The sequence below is a fragment of the Pseudomonas sp. CFBP 8770 genome (assembly GCF_014841705.1).
Taxonomy (GTDB): Bacteria; Pseudomonadota; Gammaproteobacteria; order Pseudomonadales; family Pseudomonadaceae; genus Aquipseudomonas.
The window spans coordinates 377,210-400,161 of record NZ_JACYUL010000004.1 but is presented as its reverse complement, the minus strand read 5'-3'; the positions used below and the strand labels follow the sequence as shown (position 1 = coordinate 400,161).

Here is a 22,952-nt window from a genome sequence, read left to right as displayed (position 1 = left end):
CAGAAGCCTCAGCGGGCGATTGGCGTGAGGCGCAGCAAATGGATGCGGCGGCTGTCGGCATTGAGAATGCGAAAGCGGTAGGCACCGATCTCGGTCGTCTCGTTGCGCTTGGGCAGATGGCCGAAGGCACTCATCACCAGGCCGCCGACGGTGTCGAACTCATCGTCCGAAAACTGGCTTTCGAAGAACTCGTTGAAGTTCTCGATCGGCGTCAGCGCCTTGATCAGGAAGTCACCGCTGGGCAGCGGCTTGATGTAGCTGTCTTCCTCGACGTCGTGCTCGTCCTCGATGTCGCCGACGATCTGTTCGAGCACGTCTTCGATGGTCACCAGGCCCGCCACACCGCCGTATTCGTCGATGACGATGGCCATGTGATTGTGGTTGGCACGGAACTCGCGCAGTAGCACGTTCAGGCGCTTGGACTCGGGCACGAAGGTGGCCGGGCGCAGCAGGTCCTTGATGTTGAAGTTCGCGTGGTCGTTCTGCAGGATCAGCGGCAGCAAGTCCTTGGCCAGCAGCACGCCGATCACGTCGTCGTGATTCTCGCCGACCACCGGGTAGCGCGAGTGCGCAGCGTCGATGACCGCAGGCAGGAATTCCTGCAGCGTCTGGGTGGACTTGATGCTGATCAGCTGCGAGCGCGGTACCATGATGTCGCGCACTTGCAGGTCGGCGACCTGGATGGCGCCTTCCACGATGGTCAATGCTTCGCTGTCCAGGAGCTTGTTCTGGTGCGCTTCGCGCAGCAGTTCCAGCAGTTCCTGGCGGTTCTTGGGCTCATGGGCAAAAGCCTGGGTCAGTTTACCCAACCATGACTTCTGCCCGTTGCTCGATCGATCTTCGCTCATAGCCCTTTACTCGTGATCCTTGCCAATTGCTTTGGTGGGGGTGTCGTCGACGTGTTCGTCGGCGGCATAGGGGTCCGGATGACCCAATTCTGCAAGCAACTCTCGTTCCAGCGCTTCCATTTCCTCGGCCTCATCGTCGTCGATGTGGTCGTAGCCCAGCAGGTGCAGGCAGCCGTGCATCACCAGATGCGCCCAATGGGCGTCCAGGGCCTTGCCCTGTTCGGCAGCTTCGCGTTCCACCACCGGCACACAGATGACCAGGTCGCCCAGCAACGGGATGTCGAGCATCTCGTCCGGCACGTCCGCAGGGAATGAAAGTACGTTGGTTGCGTAATCTTTGTGACGATAGGTCAGATTCAGCTCGCGGCCTTCGGTTTCATCGACCAAGCGAATGGTCATCTCCGAATCGGCGCTGCGCTGGCGCAACGCCAGTTCGCACCAGCGACGGAACGCGGCGTCGCTCGGGCCAGGCGCGGTGCTGGCCCGTTGCAGGTCAAGCTCAAGCATCGCGGCGTTTGTCCCCGGCCTCGTTGACGGCAGCGGGCTGGGCTTCGAAGCGCTCGTAGGCCTCGACGATGCGCTGCACCAGCGGGTGACGGACGACGTCCTTGGGCTTGAAGTGGGTGAAGCTGATGCCCGGTACGTCCTTGAGCACGTCGATGACCTGGCTCAGGCCCGACTTGGTACCCTTGGGCAGGTCGACCTGGGTGATGTCACCGGTGATCACCGCCGTCGAGCCGAAACCGATCCGGGTCAGGAACATTTTCATCTGTTCCACGGTGGTGTTCTGGCTTTCATCGAGGATGATGAAGCTGTTGTTCAAGGTGCGTCCGCGCATGTAGGCCAGCGGCGCGATCTCGATGACCTGTTTCTCGATCAGCTTGGCGACGTGTTCGAACCCCAGCATTTCGTAGAGCGCATCGTAGAGCGGACGCAGGTAGGGGTCGATCTTCTGCGCCAGGTCACCGGGCAGAAAGCCAAGCTTTTCGCCCGCTTCCACGGCAGGGCGCACCAGAAGAATGCGTCGGACCTGCTCGCGCTCCAGCGCATCGACGGCGGCGGCCACGGCCAGGTACGTCTTGCCGGTACCTGCAGGGCCGATCCCGAAGTTGATGTCGTTGCTCAGGATTTCCTTGACGTAGCGCTGCTGGTTCAAGCCCCGGGGCTTGATCATGCCCTTGCGGGTACGCAGTGCGACCGGGACTTCGCCGGAGGTCGGATCGTCGAGCTCCTCGACGGCCGACTCCTGCAGAAACAGGTGGACCGTATCGGGGGACAGCTCGGTAGCCTTGGTTTCCCGGTACAGGCGGCGCAGCAGGTTTTCCGCCGAGCGCGTGTGTCGGGCGTCGCCGATCAGTTCGAACTGATTGCCACGGTTGCGGATTTCGATTTCCAGGCGCTGTTCGATCAAGCGCAGATGCTCGTCGAATTGCCCGCACAGGTTGGCGAAGCGGCGAGCCTCGAAAGGCTCGAGCAGGAAGCGATGTGGTTCGATAGGTGCGTTCAAGGTCGTATTCGGCCGCCCGACGGCAATTGAAATGAGTCCAAGGATAACCCCTGTCAGGGGCGAGGCGAAAGGGGTGGGCGGCGAATGGCCTTGGCCGGCGCCTGGCTGGCTGTCGGCAGTGTGCCTTTCGCGGCCGATGACCGCTCCCACGGGGATTGCGGTCACCCTGTAGGAGCGGTCATCGGCCGCGAAGGGTTCGGCGCGGTGGACCTGACATACCGCGGTGCCCCTTTCGCGGCCACGGACCGCTCCCACAAGGATCGCGGTCACCCTGTGGGAGCGGTCATCGGCCGCGAACGTCGCGCCGCGGTGTGGATCTGTCAGGCCAGCAGTTCGCCGCGCAGCGAGTGGGGGCGGGCTTCGGCGATGTGGATTTCGACGAACTGGCCGATCAGCCGCGCATCCGAGCAGGTGAAGTTGACGATGCGGTTGTTCTCGGTACGACCCTGCAACTGGCCGGGATCCTTGCGCGAATAATCGGTGACCAGAATGCGCTGGGTAGTGCCCACCATCTGACGACTGATCTCGAAGCCCTGCTGGTTCAGCCGATGCTGCAGCGCATCCAGGCGCTGTTTCTTCACCGTCTCGGGCGTGTCGTCGGCCAGACCCGCCGCCGGCGTACCAGGCCGCTGGCTATAGATGAAGGAGTACGAGAAATCCATGCCCACATCGGTCACCAGTTTCAGGGTCTGCTCGAAGTCTTTCTCGGTTTCGCCGGGGAAACCGATGATGAAGTCCGAGCTGATGCAGATGTCCGGTACCGCCGCCTTGAGTTTGCGCAGCTTGGATTTGTATTCCAGCACCGTGTGGCCGCGTTTCATGGCCGCCAGCACGCGGTCCGAGCCCGATTGCACCGGCAGGTGCAGGTGCTTGACCAGCTGCGGCACTTCGGCATGGGCCAGGATCAGGCTGTCGGAGAATTCCAGTGGGTGCGAGGTGGTGTAGCGGATGCGCTCGATCCCGTCGATCTGGGCCACCATACGGATCAGCTCGGCCAGGTCGGCCAGGCGACCGTCGTGGGTCTGGCCGCGGTAGCCGTTGACGTTCTGCCCCAGCAGGGTGACTTCGCGCACGCCGTTGTCGGCCAGGTGCATGACCTCGGCCAGAACATCGTCGAACGGTCGGCTGACTTCTTCGCCGCGGGTGTAGGGCACCACGCAGAACGTGCAGTATTTGCTGCAGCCTTCCATCACCGAAACGTAGGCGGTCGGCCCGTCGATCCGCGGTTCGGGAAGGTGGTCGAACTTCTCGATCTCGGGGAAGGAGATGTCCACCTGCGGCAGGCGGGTGATGCGCGCCGCGTCGATCATCTCGGGCAGGCGATGCAGGGTCTGCGGGCCGAACACCACGTCGACGTAGGGCGCGCGATCGCGGATGGCTGCGCCTTCCTGGCTGGCCACGCAGCCGCCGACCGCAATGACCATGTCTGGCTTGGCCAGCTTCAGTTCGCGCCAGCGGCCCAGTTGCGAATAGACGCGGTCCTGGGCACGCTCGCGGATCGAGCAGGTATTGAGCAGGATCACGTCGGCGTCTTCTGCGCGTGCCGTGACTTCCAGGGCTTGATGTTCACCCAGCAGGTCTACCATGCGCGAGCTGTCGTACTCGTTCATCTGGCAACCGTGGGTTTCGATATAAAGCTTCTTGGCCATGGGGTGATCATCAAGTGGTTCAAAGAACCGCGCATTATAGTGCCCGTGGTCGGTGGTTCCTAGCATTGCCTGTCGGGCGGCTATGCTATAGTTTTCGCCCTCTTCCAAGCTCACGACCTTATATCTGCCGACGATGACCAAACGCGAAGCTCCAATCTACAAAGTGATTTTCCTCAACCAGGGCCAGGTATTCGAGATGTACGCCAAGCAGATCTACCAGAGTGATCTGTGGGGGTTTCTGGAGGTCGAGGAATTCGTCTTTGGCGAGCGCACCACCATGGTCGTCGACCCCAGCGAAGAAAAGCTCAAGGCTCAGTTCGAAGGCGTGACGCGCAGCTTCGTGCCCATGCACTCGATCGTGCGGATCGATGAAGTGGAGCGCCTGGGCACGCCGAAGATCAGCGAGGCACGCATGACCGGCAATGTCATGCCATTCCCGATGCCGATGCCCGACAAGTAGTCATCTGTCGGACCGCTGCCAAGCTCAGGGCAGCGGGGCGAAAGGCGACCGGCTGCCGCCGTCGGCCGTCTGCAGCTCGAGCAGGTATTTGCGGAAGATCTGCCCCAGCACCTGGGTGGCCACTTCGAGGTCTTCGCGGCGCATCTGCCCGGACACCTCGTCGGCCACGTCCAGCGCATCCTCGGCGCCGTTGACCGCCGCCATCTTCAGCACGATATAGGCCTGGACGTTGTTGGCCGCCACGCCTTCGCCCTTGAAGAACATGGTGCCCAGATGATATTGGGCCTCGGCATGCCCTTGCAGGGACGCTTGTTCGAAGTAGCTGAGGGCCTGGTTCAAGTCGCGTTCGGTTCGAGTACCGTCGTAATAGAACTGACCAAGCTCGAATTGCGCCTGGGCGTCGCCGTCCTTGGCGGCCTGCTGACAGGCAGCCAGCGCCGCGGGCAATGCCTGGGCAGAGGTATTGAGGGTGCAGCGACCCACCGCCGGAATCAACAACGAATTGCCGCCTGCGGTAGCCATTAGCGGCTGAAGAAGCAACAGGCAGCCCAATGCAAGGGCGCGGCCGGTGCGGTTCATGGGGATCGACTTACCTCTGCGGAATGCGGGCGGACCCGACGTCGAAACGTGGCGGGTGCTGCATTATGAAATAAGCGGGGGGGCTGTTACAAAGTCTTTACTCGTTTTTCTGCGATATCGCCCAGATGGCACTGTTTCACGGGGTGGAAGGGCCTTGGGCGTGATCAATGTGAGGACGTGGAATGGTTGGTTCGGTTGCCTGTGGGAGCGGTCAGTGGCCGCGAAGGCTGCTGCGCAGTAAGTCTGACACTGCGCGGTGGATTCTTCGCGGCCACTGACCGCTCCCACAGGATGCAGCCCTACACAGGATGGATAATCCCGGTCCGGGGTTACTTCAGCGCAGCGAACGCTTTCTCGGCAGCATCCAGGGTGATCGCCAACTCGGCATCGCCGTGGGCGATGGAGGTGAAGCCCGCTTCGAACGCGCTCGGCGCCAGGTACACGCCGCCGTCGAGCATCAGGTGGAAAAAACGCTTGAACCGATCGGCGTCGCTGGTCATGACGTCTTCGAAGGTGACGATGTCATCGGCGCCGCTGAAGTACAGGCCGAACATGCCCCCGGCCTGAGTGGTGACGAACGGAATGCCCGCGGCATCGGCACGCTGCTGCAGGCCGTCGAGCAGGCGTGCGGTGTAGTCGCTCAGCTCGTCATGGAAACCGGGACGGCTGATCAGCTTCAAGGTTGTCAGGCCGGCGGCCATGGCCAGTGGGTTGCCCGACAAGGTGCCAGCCTGATAGACCGGACCCAGCGGCGCAATGTGCGACATGATCTCGCGCTTGCCGCCGAAGCAGCCGACGGGCATGCCACCACCGATGATCTTGCCGAACGTGCTCAGGTCCGGCGTCACGCCATAGTAGGCCTGGGCACCACCGAGGGCCACGCGGAAACCGGTCATGACTTCGTCGAAGATCAGCACCACACCGTACTGGTCGCACAGCCGACGCAGGCCTTCCAGAAAGCCCGGCGCGGGCGGTACGCAGTTCATGTTGCCCGCCACCGGTTCGACGATGATGCACGCCACTTCGTCGGCGACTTCGGCGAGCATCTGCTCTACTGCGGCAATGTCGTTGAACGGCAGGGTCAGGGTGTGTTTGGCGAACGCCGCCGGCACGCCGGGCGAGCTGGGCACGCCAAGGGTGAGGGCGCCGGAACCGGCCTTGACCAACAGGCTGTCGGAATGACCGTGGTAGCAACCCTCGAACTTGATGATGCTGTCGCGCCCGGTGAAACCACGGGCCAGGCGAATGGCGCTCATGGTTGCCTCGGTCCCCGAGCTGACCATGCGCACCATTTCCATGGACGGCACGATCGCGCAGACCAGGTCGGCCATCTGCGTTTCCATTTCGGTCGGGGCGCCGTACGACAGGCCATGTTCAAGCTGCCTGCGCACCGCATCGAGCACGTCCGGGTGGCTGTGGCCGAGAATCATCGGACCCCATGAACCCACGTAGTCGACGTAGCGCTTGTCGTCTTCGTCGGTGACGTAGGCGCCGGCGGCGTGCTTGAAGAACAGCGGCGTGCCGCCCACGCTCTTGAAGGCGCGCACGGGCGAGTTGACGCCACCGGGGATGTGCTTCTGGGCGTTGGCGAACAGGGTTTCGGAACGGGACATAGATAAGCTCTCTTGCATCAGGCAGTTTCGAACAACGCGTTCAGCGCACGGGCGCGACGGGTGACTTCCTGGGCCGTGTCGGCGCCGAACAGCGCATGCACCACGGCCAACAGGTTGGCACCCTGGGCCACCAGCGGAGCGGCGTTGTCCAGGGTGATGCCGCCAATGACGGCAATCGGCAATTTCAGTTCGGCACGCGCCTGCGCCAACAGTTCCAGGCTGGCAGGCGATGCGTCGGGCTTGGTCTGGGAGGCGAAGAAGCGCCCGAAGGCAACGTAGCTGGCCCCTTCGCGGGCGGCCTGGTGGGCCAGGTCGAGACGGTTGTGGCACGTGCTGCCGATGATCGCCTTGCGGCCGAGCAAGGCGCGGGCAGGCGTCAGCGGACCATCAGTCTGCCCCAGGTGCACGCCGACGTTGAGCCGCGCGGCCAGTTCGGCATCGTCGTTGATGATCAGGTGCGCTTTGTAGCGTTCGCACAGCTGGCGCAGTTTGTCGGCTTCGCGCAGGCGCCGGGCGTCGTCGTTGCTCTTGTCACGGTATTGCAGCAGGGTAATGCCGCCGTCCAGTGCAGCCTCGACGTACTTGAGGAACTTGCCGGCCAACAGCTGGCTGTCGGTGATGGCGTAGACGCCACGTAGGTTCATCGCTCGGTCCTGAGGCAGGGGGCAGGGGTTCGGCTCAAGAGCAGAAATCCAGGGGCAGGCGGCGCGGCACGAATTGCCCTTGGCCCAACTGCTCGGCGTCGCGCAGAGTGCGCCAAGTGTAGTCGAGCGCCGACTGCACCGCGCTTTCCAGGCCTTCGCCCAACGCCAGGCGGCCGGCCAGGGCGCTGGCCAGGGTGCATCCGGAGCCATGGTAACTGCCAGGCAGACGCTGGCACGTGAACGTGCGACGACTGCCGTCGCGGCTGTACAGGCGGTTGTGCACTTCGTGCTCGTCGCCATGGCCACCGGTGATCAACAGGTGCTTGCAGAACGGCAGCAACTTCTGTGCGCATTCATCGGCACTGCCTTCGGGCAAGTCGGCGAGAATGCGCGCCTCGGGCAGATTCGGCGTCGCGATGGTCGCCAGCGGCAGCAGCTGTTCGCGCATCGCGTAGCCGACCTCGTCCTTGCCCAGGCTGCCGCCGCCGCCGGCGCGCAATACCGGGTCACAGACCATCGGCAGATGGGGGTGGGCGGACAACAGCTCGACCACGGTTGCGACCATGTCCACCGAACCGAGCATGCCCAGCTTGACCGCCGCCACCGGCGAGTCGCTGAGCACGGCATTGGCCTGGGCCAGGATCCACTCGCGGTCGAGCACGCGGAAATCGCTGACATTGACCGTGTTCTGCACGGTCAGCGCCGTGATCGTCGGCGCGGCATGGCAGCCCTGCGCGAGCAAGGCTTCGATATCTGCCTGCAGGCCGGCGCCGCCACTGGGGTCGTGGCCGGAGAGACAGAGGACAACGGGGCGGGAACTATAGATATTCATGGTGCGCGAGCTTATCACGGTGCAGGGCGTTGTAGCAGGGTCGCGAGCGGCGGCGAGCGCGCCTGCCGCGCTGCGATCGGTGAACGGCGTTCGCGCTTTGCAGGGTGCCTATGTATCATATTGACACTACGCTGCAGCACATCCCGAAGGCACCATGCGCTATTTGCTTATCCTGATAATGGCCTGGCTGCCCATGCTGGCAGGTGCGGTCGACTTCGACGAAACCACGCGCAGCCTCGCGCTGGGGCGCACGATGCAGGTCTACGAGGATGTGTCGGGCGACGCCACCATCGAGCAGATCACCACCGGCCTGGCCCCCGCTTTTCGTCAGCACCACAGCGACGTGCTCAATGCCGGCTACTCGCGGTCCGTGTATTGGCTGCGCATCGATCTGCGCTATGTACCGCGCGCCGACGGATCGCCGCACAGCTGGCTGCTGGAGCTGGCCTATCCGCCCATGGACCACCTGGAACTGTTCTTGCCCGATGCCGCCGGGCAGTACCGCTCGGTGCAGCGAACCGGCGATGCCTTGCCGTATGCCAGCCGCCAGATCAAGCAGAACAACTACTTGTTCGAACTGCCATTCCAGCCAGGTGAAGCGAAGACCGTGTACCTGCGCCTGCACAGCCAAGGCTCGGTGCAGGCGCCGGTCAGCCTGTGGTCGGCCAACGCGTACCTCGAGGCACAACCCTCGAGGCTGTACGTACTCGGGCTGATCTACGGTGTGTTGCTGGGCATGCTGGTGTACAACCTGTTCATCTTCCTCAGCGTGCGCGATCGCAGCTACCTGTACTACATCGTCTATATCGCATCGTTCGGCCTGTACCAGGTGTCGGTGAACGGTGCCGGGGTCGAGTATTTCTGGCCCGACAATCCGTGGTGGGCCAACGCTGCCACGCCATTCTTCATCGGCGCGGCCGGCTTCTTCGGTTGCCAGTTCTCGCGCAGCTTCCTGCAGACGGCGCGGCACAGTCGCTGGATGGATCGACTGCTGCTCGGCCTGATGGTCTACGGCGCCCTGGTCATGGTGCTGTCGCTGTCGACCAGCTACGCCCTGGCATTGCGCCTGGCCACGTTGCTAGCGCTGTGTTTCACCGTGGTGATCTTCTCCGCCGGCATCCTCGCCTGGTTGCGTGGCATGCGCCTGGCGCGTTACTTCATCATTGCCTGGAGCGCGTTCCTGCTGGGCGGCATCGTCAATACCCTGATGGTGCTGGGCTATCTGCCCAATGTGTTCATCACCATGTACGCCAGCCAGATCGGTTCGGCGCTGGAGGTCGGCCTGCTGTCGCTGGCCCTCGCCGACCGGATCAATGTGCTGCGCGACCAGCAGGCGCAGACCCTCAAGCAAGCCGGGCTGAAGCTTGAGCAGGCGAATCAGGAACTGGCTGCGAGCAACCGCCTCAAGGACGAATTCCTGGCCACTGTCACCCATGAGCTGCGCACCCCGATGAATGGCGTGATCGGCTCGCTGGAACTGATGCAGACCGTGCCCATGGGGCCGGAGCTGGCGCAGTACCAGCACACCGCTGCAGGTTCGGCGCGGCACATGATGCGCATGGTCGATGACATCCTGATCCTGACCGAGCTGCAAGCCGGGCGGCTCTATCCGCGCAACGAACCGTTCAGCCTGCAGGCGCTGCTGGACAGCATGCAGATGCAGTTCAGCCGTCAGGCCCAGAGCAAGGGGCTGGCGTTCACCGTGGAGCGCGTAGCCGGTCTACCCGACCGCCTGCAGGGCGATTCGCAGAAGCTTGCCCTGTGCCTGGGCTGCCTGATCGACAACGGCATCAAGTTCACCCGCGAAGGCAGTGTCAATGTGCGCGTCAGTGGCGGCGAGCCAGTGAGTGATCACCTGCAGATAACCTTCACGGTCAGCGACAGCGGCATCGGTTTCAGTCATCGCGACGAAGAGACCCTCTACCAACGCTTCTACCAGCTCGATGGCTCGGTGACCCGCGAGTACGGCGGATTGGGTATCGGCCTGGCGATCTGTCGCCAGCTGGCCGAACTGGTGGGCGGCCAGCTTCATCATCAGTCCGAGCCTGGACGCGGCAGCTGTTTCGAACTGAGCGTGCGCCTGGGTGTTGTCGAAGCGCATCCGGGTCGTGCCTTGAGCACCAGCGCCGGTGCCTTTGGCACCCAGCGCGCCGCCCATGAATGCACTGTATTGCTGGTGGACGCCAACAGCGTCGACCAGTTGGTCGTGCGGGCCATGCTGCTCAAGCTCGGCTACCGCGTGCGCACCGCCGAGGACGGCGCCGGTGCGCTGGGCCTGCTGACTCGCGAGCGTTTCGATGCCGTGCTCATTGAGCACTGCCTGCCCGCAGAGAACGCTCTGCACACCACCCGCCAGCTGCGCAGCCTGCCAGGGTGCGAGCGATTGCCGGTGCTGGCGATCACCGAACCTGGCCAGGCCCAGCGCGAGGCGTGCCTGGCTGCCGGAGTATCGGTCTGCCTGGCGCGCCCGGTGCGCTTCGAAGAGCTTCAGGCGGTTTTGCACGGCTGCATCCTCAGCCATCCCAAACCTGTGTCGCCACTGACCGCAGATGCGCCTCCCGGCGCTGCCCCGGCATAACCAAGGCCGTCGCACCGGGGGTGCCTTTCGTCGGCATTGCAGGCAAGATGCAAGCCTGCCAGATCAGCCAGGACATGCCCCATGAGTAATGCTCCAGACTTCGTAGTTGTGGAAACTGCCGAACAAGCCGTGGATCGGTTGGCAGAACTGCACGAACGGGCCACTCGCGCCCTGAGCCAGGCGCTCAAGCGCTACCTCAAGGATCGCAGCGAGCCGGATGCGGCCGAGCGTGATCTGTTTCGCTACCCTGAACTGCGCCTGACCTACGCCTACGGCGGCGAGCTGCCTGCCATCACCCGGGCCTACGCCAAGGTCAACCTGCCTGGCGTGTACTCGGTGACCGTGACCCAACCGGCCGCCTTCCGCGGTTATCTGCTGGACCAGTTGCGGCCGCTGATGCGCGACTTCGCCGTCACCATCGAAGTCGGTGTCAGCGAGCAGAACATTCCTTATCCCTATGTCGTCGACCAGGGCGACGAGCTGGCCGGCAGCGGTGTGACCGCGGCCGCCTTGGCGCGGGTGTTCCCCAGTACCGACCTGTCTGCCGCCACCGACGGCATCGCCGACGGCCTGTACGACTGGGCCACTGCCGATCCGCTGCCGCTGGCGCTGTTCGACGCCGCGCGGGTGGATTTCTCCCTGCGTCGCCTGATCCACTACACCGGCAGCGACTGGAAGCACGTGCAGCCGTGGATTCTGCTGACCAACTACCACCGCTACGTCGACCAGTTCGTCACCCACGGCCTGGAACAGCTGCGCAACGACCCGCGCTTCGTGCGCCTGGTGATGCCCGGCAACGTGATCATCGAAAAGAGCATGGACAACGGCGAGGCCCAGGCGCTGGTGGCCAGCGTGGTGTGGCACCGCTATCAGATGCCGGCGTATCACCTGATTGCCGAGGACGGCGATGGCGTGACGCTGGTGAACATCGGCGTCGGCCCTTCGAACGCCAAGAACATCACCGACCACCTGGCCGTGCTGCGCCCGCATTGCTGGCTGATGATCGGCCACTGCGGTGGCCTGCGACAGTCGCAGACCATCGGCGACTATGTGCTGGCCCACGCCTACATGCGCCAGGACGGCATCCTCGATCGGGTCCTGCCACCGAACATCCCCATTCCGGCCTTGGCCGAAGTGCAGCTGGCGTTGCAGGAAGCAGCGGCACAGGTGACCGGCGAGCGTGGCGACGACTTGAAGAAGCGCCTGCGTACCGGCACCGTGCTGACCTACGATGACCGCAACTGGGAGCTGCGCTGGGCCCAGGAACGACCGCTGATCAACCTGTCGCGTGCCGTTGCGGTGGACATGGAGAGCGGCACCATTGCCGCCCAGGGTTATCGCCTGCGGGTGCCGTACGGCACTCTGCTGTGCGTGTCGGACAAGCCCTTGCACAGTGAGATCAAGCTGCCGGGCTCGGCCAACGCGTTCTACAACCGCGCGGTCAGCCAGCATCTGAACATCGGTATCACGGCCTTGAACCTGCTGCGCAACCAGCTCAACTCGCTGCACTCGCGCAAGTTGCGCAGCTTCGACGAGCCGCCGTTCCGCTGACAGGTTTGCCGTGGCTGGCAAGGGCCTCTAGCATGAGCGCCCTTGCCAGCCCGAAAGCCGTTTCGTCATGCCTCTTCCTCCTCGCTCCAACAAACGTCCACCCGCCAGCGGCCGCCGTGTGGCCAAGGCCCCGCCGGCCCAGCCGCGGCTGCTGCTGTTCAACAAACCGTTCGATGTGCTGACCCAGTTCAGCGACGGTGAAGGGCGCGCGACGCTGAAGGATTTCATCGACATTGCCGGGGTCTATCCGGCCGGTCGCCTGGACCGTGACAGCGAGGGGCTGCTGTTGCTGACCAACGACGGCCAGTTGCAGGCGCGTATCGCCGACCCGAAGCACAAGCTGGCCAAGACCTATTGGGTGCAGGTGGAAGGCGTACCCGACGAAGACCAGTTGCAGCGTTTGCGCACCGGGGTCGAGCTCAACGATGGCATGACCCTGCCGGCGCAAGCGCGGTTGCTGGACGAGCCGGACCTGTGGCCGCGCGATCCGCCCGTGCGCTTTCGCAAGAGCGTGCCGACCCATTGGCTGGAGCTGGTGATCAAAGAGGGGCGCAACCGTCAGGTGCGGCGCATGACGGCCGCAGTGGGCCTGCCGACCTTGCGCCTGGTGCGGGTGCGCATCGGTGACTGGAGCCTCCAGGGCCTGGGGCAGGGCGAGTGGCGAGAGGTGCCGGCCAGTCTGTAGCCGACCTGTGGCTAATGTGGGAGCGGGTTCTACCCGCGAAGGTGCTGCAAGTCTGTCTCAGGCCTTAAGCTCAGCGCAGATGGGTCAACGGCAATTCAGTGCTGGCCATGACCTGATTGAGAACGAAGCTGGAACGCACGCTAGTGACGCCCTCGATCCGCGTCAGGTGGCCCAGCAGCAGCTTCTGGTAGTGGTCCATGTCCGGCACCACCACCTTGAGCTGATAGTCGGCATCCATTCCGGTCACCAGGCTGCATTCGAGGACCTGAGGCAGCCCGCGAATCGCCGCTTCGAAGGTTTCGAAGCGTTCCGGCGTGTGCCGGTCCATGCCGATCAGCACGTAGGCGGTCAGGCTCAACCCCAGCTTCTTGCGGTCCAGCAGGGCGACCTGGCGGGAAATGTAGCCGTCGTCTTCGAGCTGCTTGACGCGCCGTGAGCAGGGCGACGGCGAGAGACCAATGCGTTCGGCCAGTTCCTGGTTGGAAATGCGCGCGTCACGCTGCAGTTCCGCCAGAATGCTCAGGTCATAGCGATCAAGCTTGCTCATCAAATCTGCCTTCGTGTTTTGCGTTGCGGCAAATTATCTATCCGAAGGCAAAAATTGCGCAAGTGCTGTGTAAATCAGCAATGTTCGCAATCGGCTGCTGCGTCCTTGGCGCTATTGTTATTCACAGAATCACTGCCCGGACACACGTCCACTGCGATCCGCTGAATCAGGCGAATTGCGGCCACCGCCCCCACCGGGGTCGCGCTGGCCCCCGGGCTGCATGCGGCCTAGAAGGCAGCGTGAGGTGAGCCGACGTCACAAGCGTCGAGCAAGGACACAGTTTCGCGAGAGGGGGCCTATGGGTCTCCTCTTTTTTTGTCTGCGAAATGTATGTGAACGGTACCTGGCGTGCGGTCATGAACGCGTGGTACGTGCCGATATCCTTTGCAGGCACCTGACGGGATCTTCACAGAACCGCGTTGGGGTTTGTCAGTCTTATACTGGGTAACCCCCTTTTTCTGCGAGGAACAGCATGAACTTGCCCCTATGGCGTATGGCCGGTGTCGCTGTGCTCTGCCTGGCGGTGGGCGCGCCTGCGTATGCGGAAGGTCCGCAAGACCAGTTGCGCGGCAGTTCCAATGGTGGCCAGCGTGGGCCGGGTGGGGGCAATGCCGGGCCGGGGCAGCCGCAAGGCGGTGGGCAGTACCGCCCACAGCCGGGTGGCAATCAGGGTCAGTGGCAGGGGCGATCGTCGCAAGGCAATCAGGGCAATCAGAACCAGTGGCAGGGACGACCCGGTGGCGGCAACCAGAACCAGTGGCAGAACCAGAACCAGAACCAGTGGCAGGGCAGCCGGCCGGAACAGGGTCGGCCCGAGGGCGCTCAGCAAGACAATCGGCCGCCGATCATCGGCAAGCCCGACGCGGTGCGACAGACCCAGGCGCCACTGCGAGGCAGCTATCCAGACCTGCGACGAGACAACGACAGGCGCTGGGGCGATGGTGACCGCTGGCCCGGCGGGCACGGCGGTGGTTGGGGGCCTGGCCCCCAGTATCGTCCTGGGCAGGTGATCGACCGTTTCCCCGGTCAGAACTACCGCGTGCCGTATCGAGGGCAGGATTACTACTACTCCGGTGGGTACTGGTATCGACCGCAGGGTCCGCAATACGTGGTGATCGAGCCGCCGCGCGGCGTTCGGGTGCGCGTCTTGCCCGACTACGCCCAGCGCATGTGGATCGGTAGTTCGGTGTTCTTCGTCGCGGCCGGTACCTACTATCAATGGGCCGACAATACCCAGGAATACGTGGTGGTTAATCCCCCAGTGAATGCCAGCACCCCGCAACCAGCGCCGACCTTGACCAACTATGACGTCGCAGCCTATCCGGCCCAGGGCCAGAGTCCGCAGCAGATCGCCCAGGATCAATACGAGTGCAAGCGCTGGGCCGTGGAACAAAGCCGCTTCGATCCAGCCAGTGCGACCTATGCGCCGTCGCCCGAAGTGGTCAGCGTGTACCGGCAGAATCTGGCCAATTGCTTCGCATCGCGTGGGTATACGGTGAACTGATCGGCCGTGCGCCGCGCCTACGGGGACCGCGTTTTGGCTGACATACCGCATTCGCCGCCGACGCGGCTCGCGCCGCTGCTACAGGTGCCGCGTTTTGGCTGACACACTGTATTCGCCGCCGACGCGGCTTGCGCCGCTGCTACATGGGACCGCGTTCTGTCGGCGCGCGGCATGCGTTTACGTGGCGCCCAGATCCCCTGTAGCAGCGGCGCAAGCCGCGTCGGCGAACATTGCGTTTTCCCTGGCTGACCGCATTCAACTCAAATGGGGTCGGCGTGAACCAGGACTTCGGCACGTGGATACTGGCTTTCGATGGCTGTTTCCACGCCCTCGCAAATACCATGGGCCTCGGCCAGCGACAGCTGCCCTGGCAACTCGAGATGCAACTGCACGAACCAATGATTGCCCGACATGCGCGTGCGCAAATCATGGGCCCCGAGCACGCCCGGCACATTGCACGCCAGCGCCAGCATCTGTTCACTGACATCCACCGGCAGCTCCTTGTCCATCAGGATTGCCGTGCTTTCGCGAGCGATCTGCACCGCACTCCACAAAATGTACAGCGCAATACCGCAGCCGAAGAAAGCATCCAGCTGCGGCCAGCCATAACTGGCCAAAACCAGCGCTACCAAAATGCTGCCATTGAGCAGCAGGTCCGAACGGTAGTGCAGCGAGTCCGCGCGCACGGCTGTCGAACCGGTTTCGCGGATGACCTTGTATTGCAGGGCCAGCAGCGCCACGGTCAGCGCCAAAGAAAGAATCATCACCGCGATGCCCACCCCGGCCGCGCCCAGCGGCTGCGGGTCCTGCACCTGCTTCCAAGCCTGGTAACCGATCAGCACCGCACTCGAACCGATGAACAACGCCTGGGCCATCCCCGCCAGAGCCTCGGCCTTGCCATGTCCATACCGATGATCGTCATCGGCCGGACGCAGCGCATAGTGCACCGCCAGCAGGTTGAGAAACGACGCCGCGCCATCGAGCACCGAATCGGTGAGCCCCGCCAGCAGACTCACCGAACCACTGAGCCACCAAGCAACGGCCTTGGCCACGATGAGAATGCTGGCGACCGCCAGCGACGCCCTTGTCGCCAGTCGCAGCAGGCGTGCGTGTTCCTTGCTGGTTGCCATTACAAATCCCTAGATGACCGGCTTCAAGCCATACATGGCCAGCTGTTCGACGCTGCCGGTGTGCTGGATCAGGCGCGGATCGTCGAGTGGCAGACTGCGGCCCAGCTCGGTTTCCAGAATGGCCTGCAGCTTCAGGTTATCGACCTTGCCGTCGCGACCAATCGCCTGCTGCAGCTTTTCCGGCGCTACCTGCGCGGTCTTGCCGTCATTTAGGTAGATCGCGCCGGTGGCGAAGTCCACACCGAAGGCAATCAGCCCCGGCAGCACATAGAAGAGGATACCGATGGCGTCCAGCGCCGCCACTACAGGGTCGATACGCCCTTCGATCTGCCCGCGCCGATCCGGCCAGAACAGGGTGCCGCAGGCGGTCAGTTGGGTCACCAGGGCAGCGACAACGGCGCCGCCGATCAAACGTGAAGGAATACGCATGGCAATCTCCGCAAAATAGGCCGCAACGATACAAGCAAATGGTCAAGCCGAGTAGATGGACCGTGTTACCTGAGGGTCAGTTCGCTGACCTTGGCGTCATATCTATACGCGCCTGGCTGCTGCCCACCGGACCCGAATTATGTTGATTGCGCAGGTGCAGGTAGCACGGTTGCCGCTGAGGCAGGAGTGCCTGCTGACTCAGGCCTGTCTATACGTACCCCGACGCCGATAACCTCGGCCAGCCCGGAAACGAATCGCTCCTTGGCACTTCTAGAGAACTCATCTCGCTCACCGCTCGATGCCGCGAAGAACAGGATAAGCAGTACGGCTAACGTGGTGAAGAAATTGCCGATTACACCGCCTGCGCCACCAAACGTCAGTACCTTTACCCTATGCCAGAACCGCTCGCCAAGGGTCTCGTGCTGATGTTTTGCAATGAACTTCCAAAGTCGATTTTTGAAACGTTCTTCCAGTTCTTCTTGTTTTTCTTCGGCAGCCTGTGCCAGCAGTTCTGCAACTACGCGAGTAGACTTTTCGCGGTACATTCCCAAGGCAGGTAACTCGGCGCAGACCACATGGTTTCGCAGCTCCAGGTCCGTCGGACGTCGTTGGTTCAAGCGCTCGAATTCTTGGAGGTACTGCTGTTTGCTCTGCTTATAAAGACAATAGGCAAGCTGGCCTACAACGTCGTTATCATCGTTGACCAGCTGCTGGTAAACGACGTTGTATTCGATCTCCGCAGGGGAAGCCACTTTGGACGCGGGAGCGGATTGCTTGCTGGATGGTTTAAAGGAGTGGCGATTAAGGCGCTTTTTCCACATGTTACCGAGAGGCCGATTGCTTGGCTCTTGCGAAGCGCGCGTTGATGGAATCAGCATCCTCGGAGCGAAAGAGATCACGCGCAAACGAGCCAACAGCCTTCTTTGCGCTGTAACGACTCAACACCTTGGATGCGAAGTCATCTTTTTTGCCGATCATTTTCAATAGATTGCTCATGAAGCCCTCCGTGCACTGAGTTCAGTATACAACGCACCTCAATGCTGCACCGTCCCGGAAATAAGCCGCAATGTTACAAACAAACGGTAAAACCGAGAGGAAAGACCGTGTTCCTCGAAGGTCGGTTCGCAGACCTTGGCGTGCTATCCATACGTGCTCGGCGCCTGCACCTCGGAGCGGCGTTATACTTCGCGCCCGACCTGGAGCCTTCATGATCTCGCTACCCATCGACGCCGTCCTGCCTGCCCTGCGCCAAGCCCTGGCCGAGCGCCATGAAGCGGTGCTCGAAGCCCCGCCCGGCGCGGGCAAGACCACTCGCGTGCCCCTGGCGCTGCTGCACGAGCCTTGGCTGGCCGGGCAGACCATTCTCATGCTCGAACCGCGGCGCCTGGCCGCGCGGGCGGCGGCCGAGCGGCTGGCCAGTGAGTTGGGCGAGCAGGTCGGCGAGACGGTCGGCTACCGCATCCGGTTGGACAGCAAGGTAGGTCCGAACACCCGTATCGAGGTCGTGACCGAGGGTATTCTCACCCGGCGCCTGCAGGATGATCCGGCCCTCGACGGGGTGGGGCTGGTGATCTTCGACGAGTACCACGAACGCAGTCTGGATGCCGACCTCGCGCTGGCCTTGAGCCTCAACGGCCGGGAGCTGCTGCGTGACGAGCCGCCGCTGAAGATCCTGCTGATGTCCGCCACCCTGGAAGGCGAGCGCCTGTCGGCATTGCTCGACGATGCCCCGGTATTGCGCAGCGAGGGCCGCATGTACCCGGTGGACGTGCGCTGGGGGCGGCCGTGGCAGCCGGGTGAGTTCATCGAGCCAAGAGTGGTGCAGACCTGCCTCGACGCCCTCGATGAACAGACCGGCAGCCTGCTGGTATTCCTGCCGGGCCAGGCCGAGATCCGCCGCGTGCATCAGCAGTTGGCCGAAGCCCTGGCTGGTAATGTGAATGTGCTGCTGTGCCCGCTGCATGGCGAGCTGGACCTCAATGCCCAGCGCGCCGCGATCGAGCCTGCGCCCTGTGGCAAGCGCAAGGTCGTGCTGGCGACCAACATTGCCGAAACCAGCCTGACCATCGACGGCGTGCGCGTGGTCATCGACGCCGGCCTGGCCCGCGTACCGCGTTTCGATCCAGGCAGCGGCATGACCCGCCTGGACACCCAGCGCATCTCCCGCGCCAGCGCCACCCAGCGGGCCGGACGGGCAGGGCGCCTGGAGCCGGGCGTGTGTTATCGGTTGTGGTCCGAAGACCAGCACGCCCAGTTGGCGGCCTACGGCAGCCCGGAAATCCTCCAGGCCGACCTCGCCGGCCTGGCCCTGCAATTGTCACGCTGGGGTGTCGAGCCGGCTCAATTGACCTGGCTGGACCAGCCGCCCGGCGCGGCGTATGCCCAAGCGCAGGACCTGTTGCTGCGCCTCGGCGCACGCCTGCCCGACGGCCGTCTCAGCCCCCATGGCCAAGCCATGGCGCAGTTGCCGGCGCACCCGCGCATCGCTCATCTGTTGTTGCGCGGCCATGCCTTGGGCCTCGGCGACATGGCCTGCGATGTCGCAGCATTGTTAGGTGAACGCGACATTTTGCGCGGTGCCGGTGCCGACCTGCACAGCCGCCTCGTGTTGCTGTCAGGCGAGCAGAAGGCCCAGCGCCAGAGCCACGGCGCCGTGCAACGCATACGGCAGTTGTCCCGGCAGTACCGCGGCTACTTGCGTGGCAGGCCGGCGAAGCCGGTCGAGAACCCTGCGCACCCGCGCTGGCTGGGCTGCCTGCTGGCCCTGGCCTACCCGGATCGCGTGGCCCAGCAGCGTCGCGAAGGCGGCGCCGAGTATCGCCTCGCCAACGGCCGCGCTGCCTTGTTCGGCGAGGTGGACGGCTTGATGAAACAAGCCTGGATCGTCATCGCCGACCTGGGCAGCCGCCAGGGACAGCGTGAAGAACGCATCTACCTGGCTGCCGAGTTCGATCCCGGGTTGTTCGATACGGTGCTGGCCGAACAGGTCAGCCGCGTCGATCACCTGGACTGGGACGAGCGCGAGGGCGTCCTGCGCGCCGAACGCCAGCGCAAGGTCGGTGAACTGATCCTCAGCCGCGAACCGCTGCCAGGGCTGGACGCCGACGCGCGCGCCACCGCGCTGCTCGGGCTGGTGCGGCGCAAGGGCCTGGAGCTGCTGCCCTGGACCCCGGAACTGCGCCAGTGGCAGGCGCGGGTCGCGCTGCTGCGCGCGCTGGACACCCAGAACCCTTGGCCTGACGTCAGCGACGCGGCGTTGTTTAAGCAGCTGGAACACTGGCTGCTGCCCTACCTGGGCAAGGTCACACGCCTCAGCCACTTCGGCCAGCTCGACCTGTCCTCCATCCTGCGCAACAGCTTGCCCTGGCCGCTGCCACAGAAACTCGACGAGCTGGCGCCAACCCACATCGCCGTGCCGTCAGGGTCATCGGTACGCCTGGACTACAGCGAGCACCCGCCAATTCTGGCGGTGCGTTTGCAGGAGCTGTTCGGCCTGGCTGAAACCCCGCGCATAGCCGGTGCGCGGCAGGCGGTGAAACTGCACCTGCTGTCTCCAGCGCGGCGGCCGGTGCAGGTGACCCAGGACCTGGCCAGTTTCTGGGCCAACACCTACGAGGAAGTGAAGAAGGATTTGAAGGGGCGGTATCCAAAGCATTATTGGCCGGAGGATCCGTTGGTGGCCGAACCCACGGCGCGCATCAAACCGCGCAAGTAAACCCCACCTACCAGACCGCAATGTCATACGTCAGGTACAGCCGATTGCTGTCGCGCCCGCGTGCGGTGTCGGAGCGATAGACGTAGTTGCGCAGCTTTACCCCCAGGCCCTTCAGGGTACCGGTCGGTACCACGTAGGCCAGTTCGATGTCGCGCTCCCACTCGTTCACGCCGGCAGGGCCCGACTTGCCGTCCGAGCCGCTGATGTAACGGGTCATGAAACTCAGGCCGGGGAAACCCAGGTTCTTGAAGTCGTATCCGTAACTGGCGAGCCAGGTCTTTTCATCTTCCTCGATGAATTTGCCGATGCCGACGTTGCTGAACGAGTACACGGTAGCGCCGTTGATGTAGGGCAAGCCGCCGTCGCCGTGGAGCTGCTGGTAGCCGGCGGCAACGGTGTGGCCTGCAATCGCGAAGCTCAACTGACCGCTGAACATGCCATTGTCGATCTGTCCGGAATAGTGGTTGCCCTCATCCCGGCTGAAAAAATAGCGCAGGTCGCTGGTCAGTACGCCGGCGCCCAGCGGCAGGGTGTGCAGCAGGCCGAAGAAGTCCTGGCTGTAGAAGTCGTCGAGCTGGCCAAGAAAGTAGCTGAGTCGCAGCTGCTTGTTCACGGTGTAGTCGGCGCCGGCATAGGTGAAGTCGCCACCCTCCCTGCCGGAATACCCGTCGGGGATGATCGAGCGGCTGTCGGTGGAGTCACGCAGCTTGAACTGATCGAGTTGGCCGGCGGTGAGCAGCCAGCCTTCGAAATCCTTGCTGACGAGTTGGGTGCCTTGATAAGTCTGCGGCACCAGGCGTGCATCGTTGTAGACCAATACCGGGGTCTTCGGCAGCAGCGTGCCATGCTTGACCACGGTGTGCGCGAAGCGCGCCTTGGCAGTGAGGCCCAGGCTGGTCGACTCGTCGGCGGCGCGGCCATCGCTGTGCACGGGCAGCAGCCCTGTGCCGCTGCGGCCGCGACCGGAGTCGAGCTTGACGCCCAACAGGCCCAGGGCATCGAAGCCCACGCCGACGGTGCCTGGGGTATAGCCGGATTGGAAATCCAGCAGCACGCCCTGCGCCCATTCGGTTCGCTCGCTTTTTGCAGTGGCCGCCGCGCGTGCGCCCAGGCCGTTTTCGTCGCGGAAGTTTTCGTTGAAGTACACGTTGCGAAGTTGCAGTTTCAAGGTGCTGTCTTCGATGAAACCTTGAGCCAGTGCCGAGCCTTGGAACAATACGCTCAGGCACGGCAAGGCGAACCCGCCGATCAGGGTTGTACGCATCAGATGAACTCTCTTCTTGTTATGAATAGCGGGGGGTTACGTTCACGCGAACAAGGTGATTGCACCTGTCAGCAGTGCCAGGGCGGTCACTACCAGGGAGGTCAGCACCGCCCATTTGACGGTTGCCTTCTGAAAGTCGCCGATGTCGCGGTCGACCATGCCGACCAGCAATAACGTGGACGCTACCAGCGGGCTCATCAAGTGCACGGGCTGGCCGAGGATGGAGGCGCGGGCGATTTCCACGGGGGAGATGCCATAGGCGGCCGCGGCGTTGGCCAGGATCGGTACCACACCGAAGTAATAGGCGTCGTTGGACAGCACGAAGGTCAACGGCATGCTGGTGACCGCGACCACCAGCGGAAACAGGTGGCCCCATGATGGAGGAATCATGTCGACCAGCGATTGGGCCAGCGCATCGACCATCTTGGTGCCGCTGAAGATGCCAGCGAATACGCCCGCCGCGAAGACCAGCAGAACCACCGTCATGGCGTTGCCGGAGTGGGCGAGAATGCGCTCCTTCTGGATGTCCAGCTGCGGGTAGTTGATCATCAGCGCCAGCACGAAACCGATCAGGAACAGCACCGCCGAGTGGGCCAGCCCCATCACCAGCGCCACCATGACGCCGATCACCAGCAACAGGTTGATCCAGACCAGCTTGGGCCGCTTGTGCGGTTGATCGCCAAGGATCGCCTCGATGTAGCAATCGCCACCGCCGCTTTGCAACTGCACGCTGCCGATGCGCTTGCGCTCGGCCCTGCCCAGCAGGTACGCGGTGAACACCACCCAGGCGGCGCCGCCCGCCATCGTCGGCAACAGCGGAATGAAATACTCGCTCGCATCAATGCCCAACACGGCAATGGCACGGGTGGCGGGGCCGCCCCAGGGCGACATGCCGCTCATGATGCCCAGCGCCAGCATGGCTACGGTGGCCAGAACCATCGGGTTCATGCCGATGCGCTTGTACAGGGGCAACATGGCCGCGCAGGTGATCATGTAGGTGGTGGTGCCATCGCCATCCAGCGCAACGGTCAGCGACAACAGCGCGGTGCCGATGGCGATCTTCACCGGGTCGCCATTGACCTTCTTGAGAATCTTGCGAATCAGCGGGTCGAACAGGCCGGAGTCGATCATCAGGCCGAAGAACAGGATGGCGAACAACAGCAGCGCGGCAGACGGGGCGACCACTTTCAGGCCATCGAGGATCATCTTGCCGGTGGTGCCGCCGAATCCGCCGATGATGGCGAACACGATCGGCACCACGGTCAGTGCGACGATGGGGGACAAGCGTTTGGACATGATCAGGTAGGTGAACACGACCACCATGGCTAAGCCTAACAGCGCCAGCATATGAGTTATCTCTTGTAGTTATTTGGGGAGTTGCGCTGATGCAGAAGCAGGTCGATCAGGTTGAAGCGAG

At 63.4% G+C, this 22,952-nt stretch carries 21 protein-coding genes; 6 read left to right on the top strand and 15 right to left on the bottom strand.

From position 1 onward, the window contains the following. Positions 1-8: 8 nt before the first annotated feature. The 4 genes from IFT98_RS11525 to miaB all read right to left on the bottom strand — a co-directional run bounded on the left by IFT98_RS11525 (position 9) and on the right by miaB (position 4,004). Positions 9-848 (bottom strand): HlyC/CorC family transporter, encoded by an 840-nt coding sequence (locus IFT98_RS11525; protein ID WP_122475507.1) that lies wholly within the window; start codon positions 846-848, stop codon positions 9-11. Between the two features lie 6 nt (positions 849-854). Continuing rightward, positions 855-1,355: an rRNA maturation RNase YbeY gene (ybeY, locus tag IFT98_RS11520; protein ID WP_122795455.1), complete on the bottom strand. Its 501-nt coding sequence runs from the start codon at positions 1,353-1,355 to the stop codon at positions 855-857. After that, a complete protein-coding gene (locus tag IFT98_RS11515) occupies positions 1,348-2,355 on the bottom strand; it encodes a PhoH family protein (protein WP_192048740.1) in 1,008 nt (335 codons plus the stop codon). The genes ybeY and IFT98_RS11515 overlap by 8 nt, the downstream gene beginning before the upstream one ends. Positions 2,356-2,675: 320 nt before the next feature. Further along, positions 2,676-4,004: a tRNA (N6-isopentenyl adenosine(37)-C2)-methylthiotransferase MiaB gene (miaB, locus tag IFT98_RS11510; RefSeq protein WP_192048738.1), complete on the bottom strand. Its 1,329-nt coding sequence runs from the start codon at positions 4,002-4,004 to the stop codon at positions 2,676-2,678. A 133-nt stretch (positions 4,005-4,137) separates the two neighbouring features. On the opposite strand from miaB, the gene IFT98_RS11505 reads away from it, so the two are divergent. Beyond that, a complete protein-coding gene (locus IFT98_RS11505) occupies positions 4,138-4,464 on the top strand; it encodes a DUF1820 family protein (RefSeq protein WP_122715031.1) in 327 nt (108 codons plus the stop codon). Between the two features lie 24 nt (positions 4,465-4,488). Here IFT98_RS11505 and IFT98_RS11500 read toward each other — a convergent pair whose 3' ends face one another. From IFT98_RS11500 to IFT98_RS11485, 4 genes are all read right to left on the bottom strand, one after another. Continuing rightward, positions 4,489-5,043 carry a tetratricopeptide repeat protein gene (locus IFT98_RS11500; protein WP_192048736.1) on the bottom strand — a complete coding sequence of 185 codons (555 nt, stop codon included), beginning with the start codon at positions 5,041-5,043 and terminating at the stop codon, positions 4,489-4,491. Positions 5,044-5,372: 329 nt separating this feature from the next. Then, a complete protein-coding gene (gene hemL, locus IFT98_RS11495) occupies positions 5,373-6,656 on the bottom strand; it encodes a glutamate-1-semialdehyde 2,1-aminomutase (RefSeq protein ID WP_122475496.1) in 1,284 nt (427 codons plus the stop codon). Positions 6,657-6,673: 17 nt separating this feature from the next. Further along, on the bottom strand, positions 6,674-7,300 hold the full coding sequence (gene thiE, locus IFT98_RS11490) for a thiamine phosphate synthase (RefSeq protein ID WP_122715034.1): 627 nt from the start codon (positions 7,298-7,300) through the stop codon (positions 6,674-6,676). Between the two features lie 34 nt (positions 7,301-7,334). Then, entirely contained in the window at positions 7,335-8,132 is a 798-nt protein-coding gene (locus tag IFT98_RS11485; protein WP_192048734.1) for a hydroxymethylpyrimidine/phosphomethylpyrimidine kinase, read from the bottom strand. A gap of 154 nt (positions 8,133-8,286) precedes the next feature. Here IFT98_RS11485 and IFT98_RS11480 point away from each other — a divergent pair, with 154 nt between their 5' ends. The 3 genes from IFT98_RS11480 (at position 8,287) to IFT98_RS11470 (ending at position 12,946) form a co-directional block, all read left to right on the top strand. Then, positions 8,287-10,710, top strand: coding sequence for a hybrid sensor histidine kinase/response regulator (locus tag IFT98_RS11480; protein WP_192048732.1), 2,424 nt, complete (start codon positions 8,287-8,289; stop codon positions 10,708-10,710). A gap of 81 nt (positions 10,711-10,791) precedes the next feature. After that, a complete protein-coding gene (amn, locus tag IFT98_RS11475) occupies positions 10,792-12,261 on the top strand; it encodes an AMP nucleosidase (RefSeq protein ID WP_122715037.1) in 1,470 nt (489 codons plus the stop codon). 118 nt (positions 12,262-12,379) lie between these two features. Then, positions 12,380-12,946, top strand: coding sequence for a pseudouridine synthase (locus IFT98_RS11470; protein ID WP_192048888.1), 567 nt, complete (start codon positions 12,380-12,382; stop codon positions 12,944-12,946). A gap of 70 nt (positions 12,947-13,016) precedes the next feature. Here IFT98_RS11470 and IFT98_RS11465 read toward each other — a convergent pair whose 3' ends face one another. Next, complete coding sequence (locus tag IFT98_RS11465) at positions 13,017-13,493, bottom strand: Lrp/AsnC family transcriptional regulator (RefSeq protein ID WP_122475484.1); 477 nt, start codon at positions 13,491-13,493, stop codon at positions 13,017-13,019. 472 nt (positions 13,494-13,965) lie between these two features. Between IFT98_RS11465 and IFT98_RS11460 the strand changes: the two genes are divergently transcribed. After that, positions 13,966-14,997 (top strand): DUF6515 family protein, encoded by a 1,032-nt coding sequence (locus tag IFT98_RS11460; protein WP_192048730.1) that lies wholly within the window; start codon positions 13,966-13,968, stop codon positions 14,995-14,997. Between the two features lie 260 nt (positions 14,998-15,257). Here the strand turns inward: IFT98_RS11460 and IFT98_RS11455 are convergent, their stop codons facing one another. From IFT98_RS11455 to IFT98_RS11440, 4 genes are all read right to left on the bottom strand, one after another. Next, positions 15,258-16,127, bottom strand: coding sequence for a cation diffusion facilitator family transporter (locus tag IFT98_RS11455; RefSeq protein ID WP_122795448.1), 870 nt, complete (start codon positions 16,125-16,127; stop codon positions 15,258-15,260). Between the two features lie 9 nt (positions 16,128-16,136). Beyond that, the gene (locus tag IFT98_RS11450) at positions 16,137-16,556 is read right to left on the bottom strand and encodes a polyribonucleotide nucleotidyltransferase (RefSeq protein ID WP_122800633.1); all 420 of its coding nucleotides are present in this window, start codon (positions 16,554-16,556) and stop codon (positions 16,137-16,139) included. 137 nt (positions 16,557-16,693) lie between these two features. Further along, complete coding sequence (locus IFT98_RS11445; RefSeq protein ID WP_192048728.1) at positions 16,694-17,308, bottom strand: hypothetical protein; 615 nt, start codon at positions 17,306-17,308, stop codon at positions 16,694-16,696. Positions 17,309-17,378: 70 nt separating this feature from the next. After that, positions 17,379-17,552 carry a hypothetical protein gene (locus tag IFT98_RS11440; protein WP_192048727.1) on the bottom strand — a complete coding sequence of 58 codons (174 nt, stop codon included), beginning with the start codon at positions 17,550-17,552 and terminating at the stop codon, positions 17,379-17,381. Between the two features lie 211 nt (positions 17,553-17,763). Between IFT98_RS11440 and hrpB the strand changes: the two genes are divergently transcribed. Further along, entirely contained in the window at positions 17,764-20,271 is a 2,508-nt protein-coding gene (gene hrpB, locus IFT98_RS11435; RefSeq protein ID WP_192048725.1) for an ATP-dependent helicase HrpB, read from the top strand. A gap of 7 nt (positions 20,272-20,278) precedes the next feature. Here the strand turns inward: hrpB and IFT98_RS11430 are convergent, their stop codons facing one another. Then, positions 20,279-21,535 (bottom strand): OprD family porin, encoded by a 1,257-nt coding sequence (locus tag IFT98_RS11430; protein WP_192048723.1) that lies wholly within the window; start codon positions 21,533-21,535, stop codon positions 20,279-20,281. 42 nt (positions 21,536-21,577) lie between these two features. Then, positions 21,578-22,882 (bottom strand): CitMHS family transporter, encoded by a 1,305-nt coding sequence (locus IFT98_RS11425; protein ID WP_192048721.1) that lies wholly within the window; start codon positions 22,880-22,882, stop codon positions 21,578-21,580. Positions 22,883-22,952 lie beyond the last annotated feature (70 nt).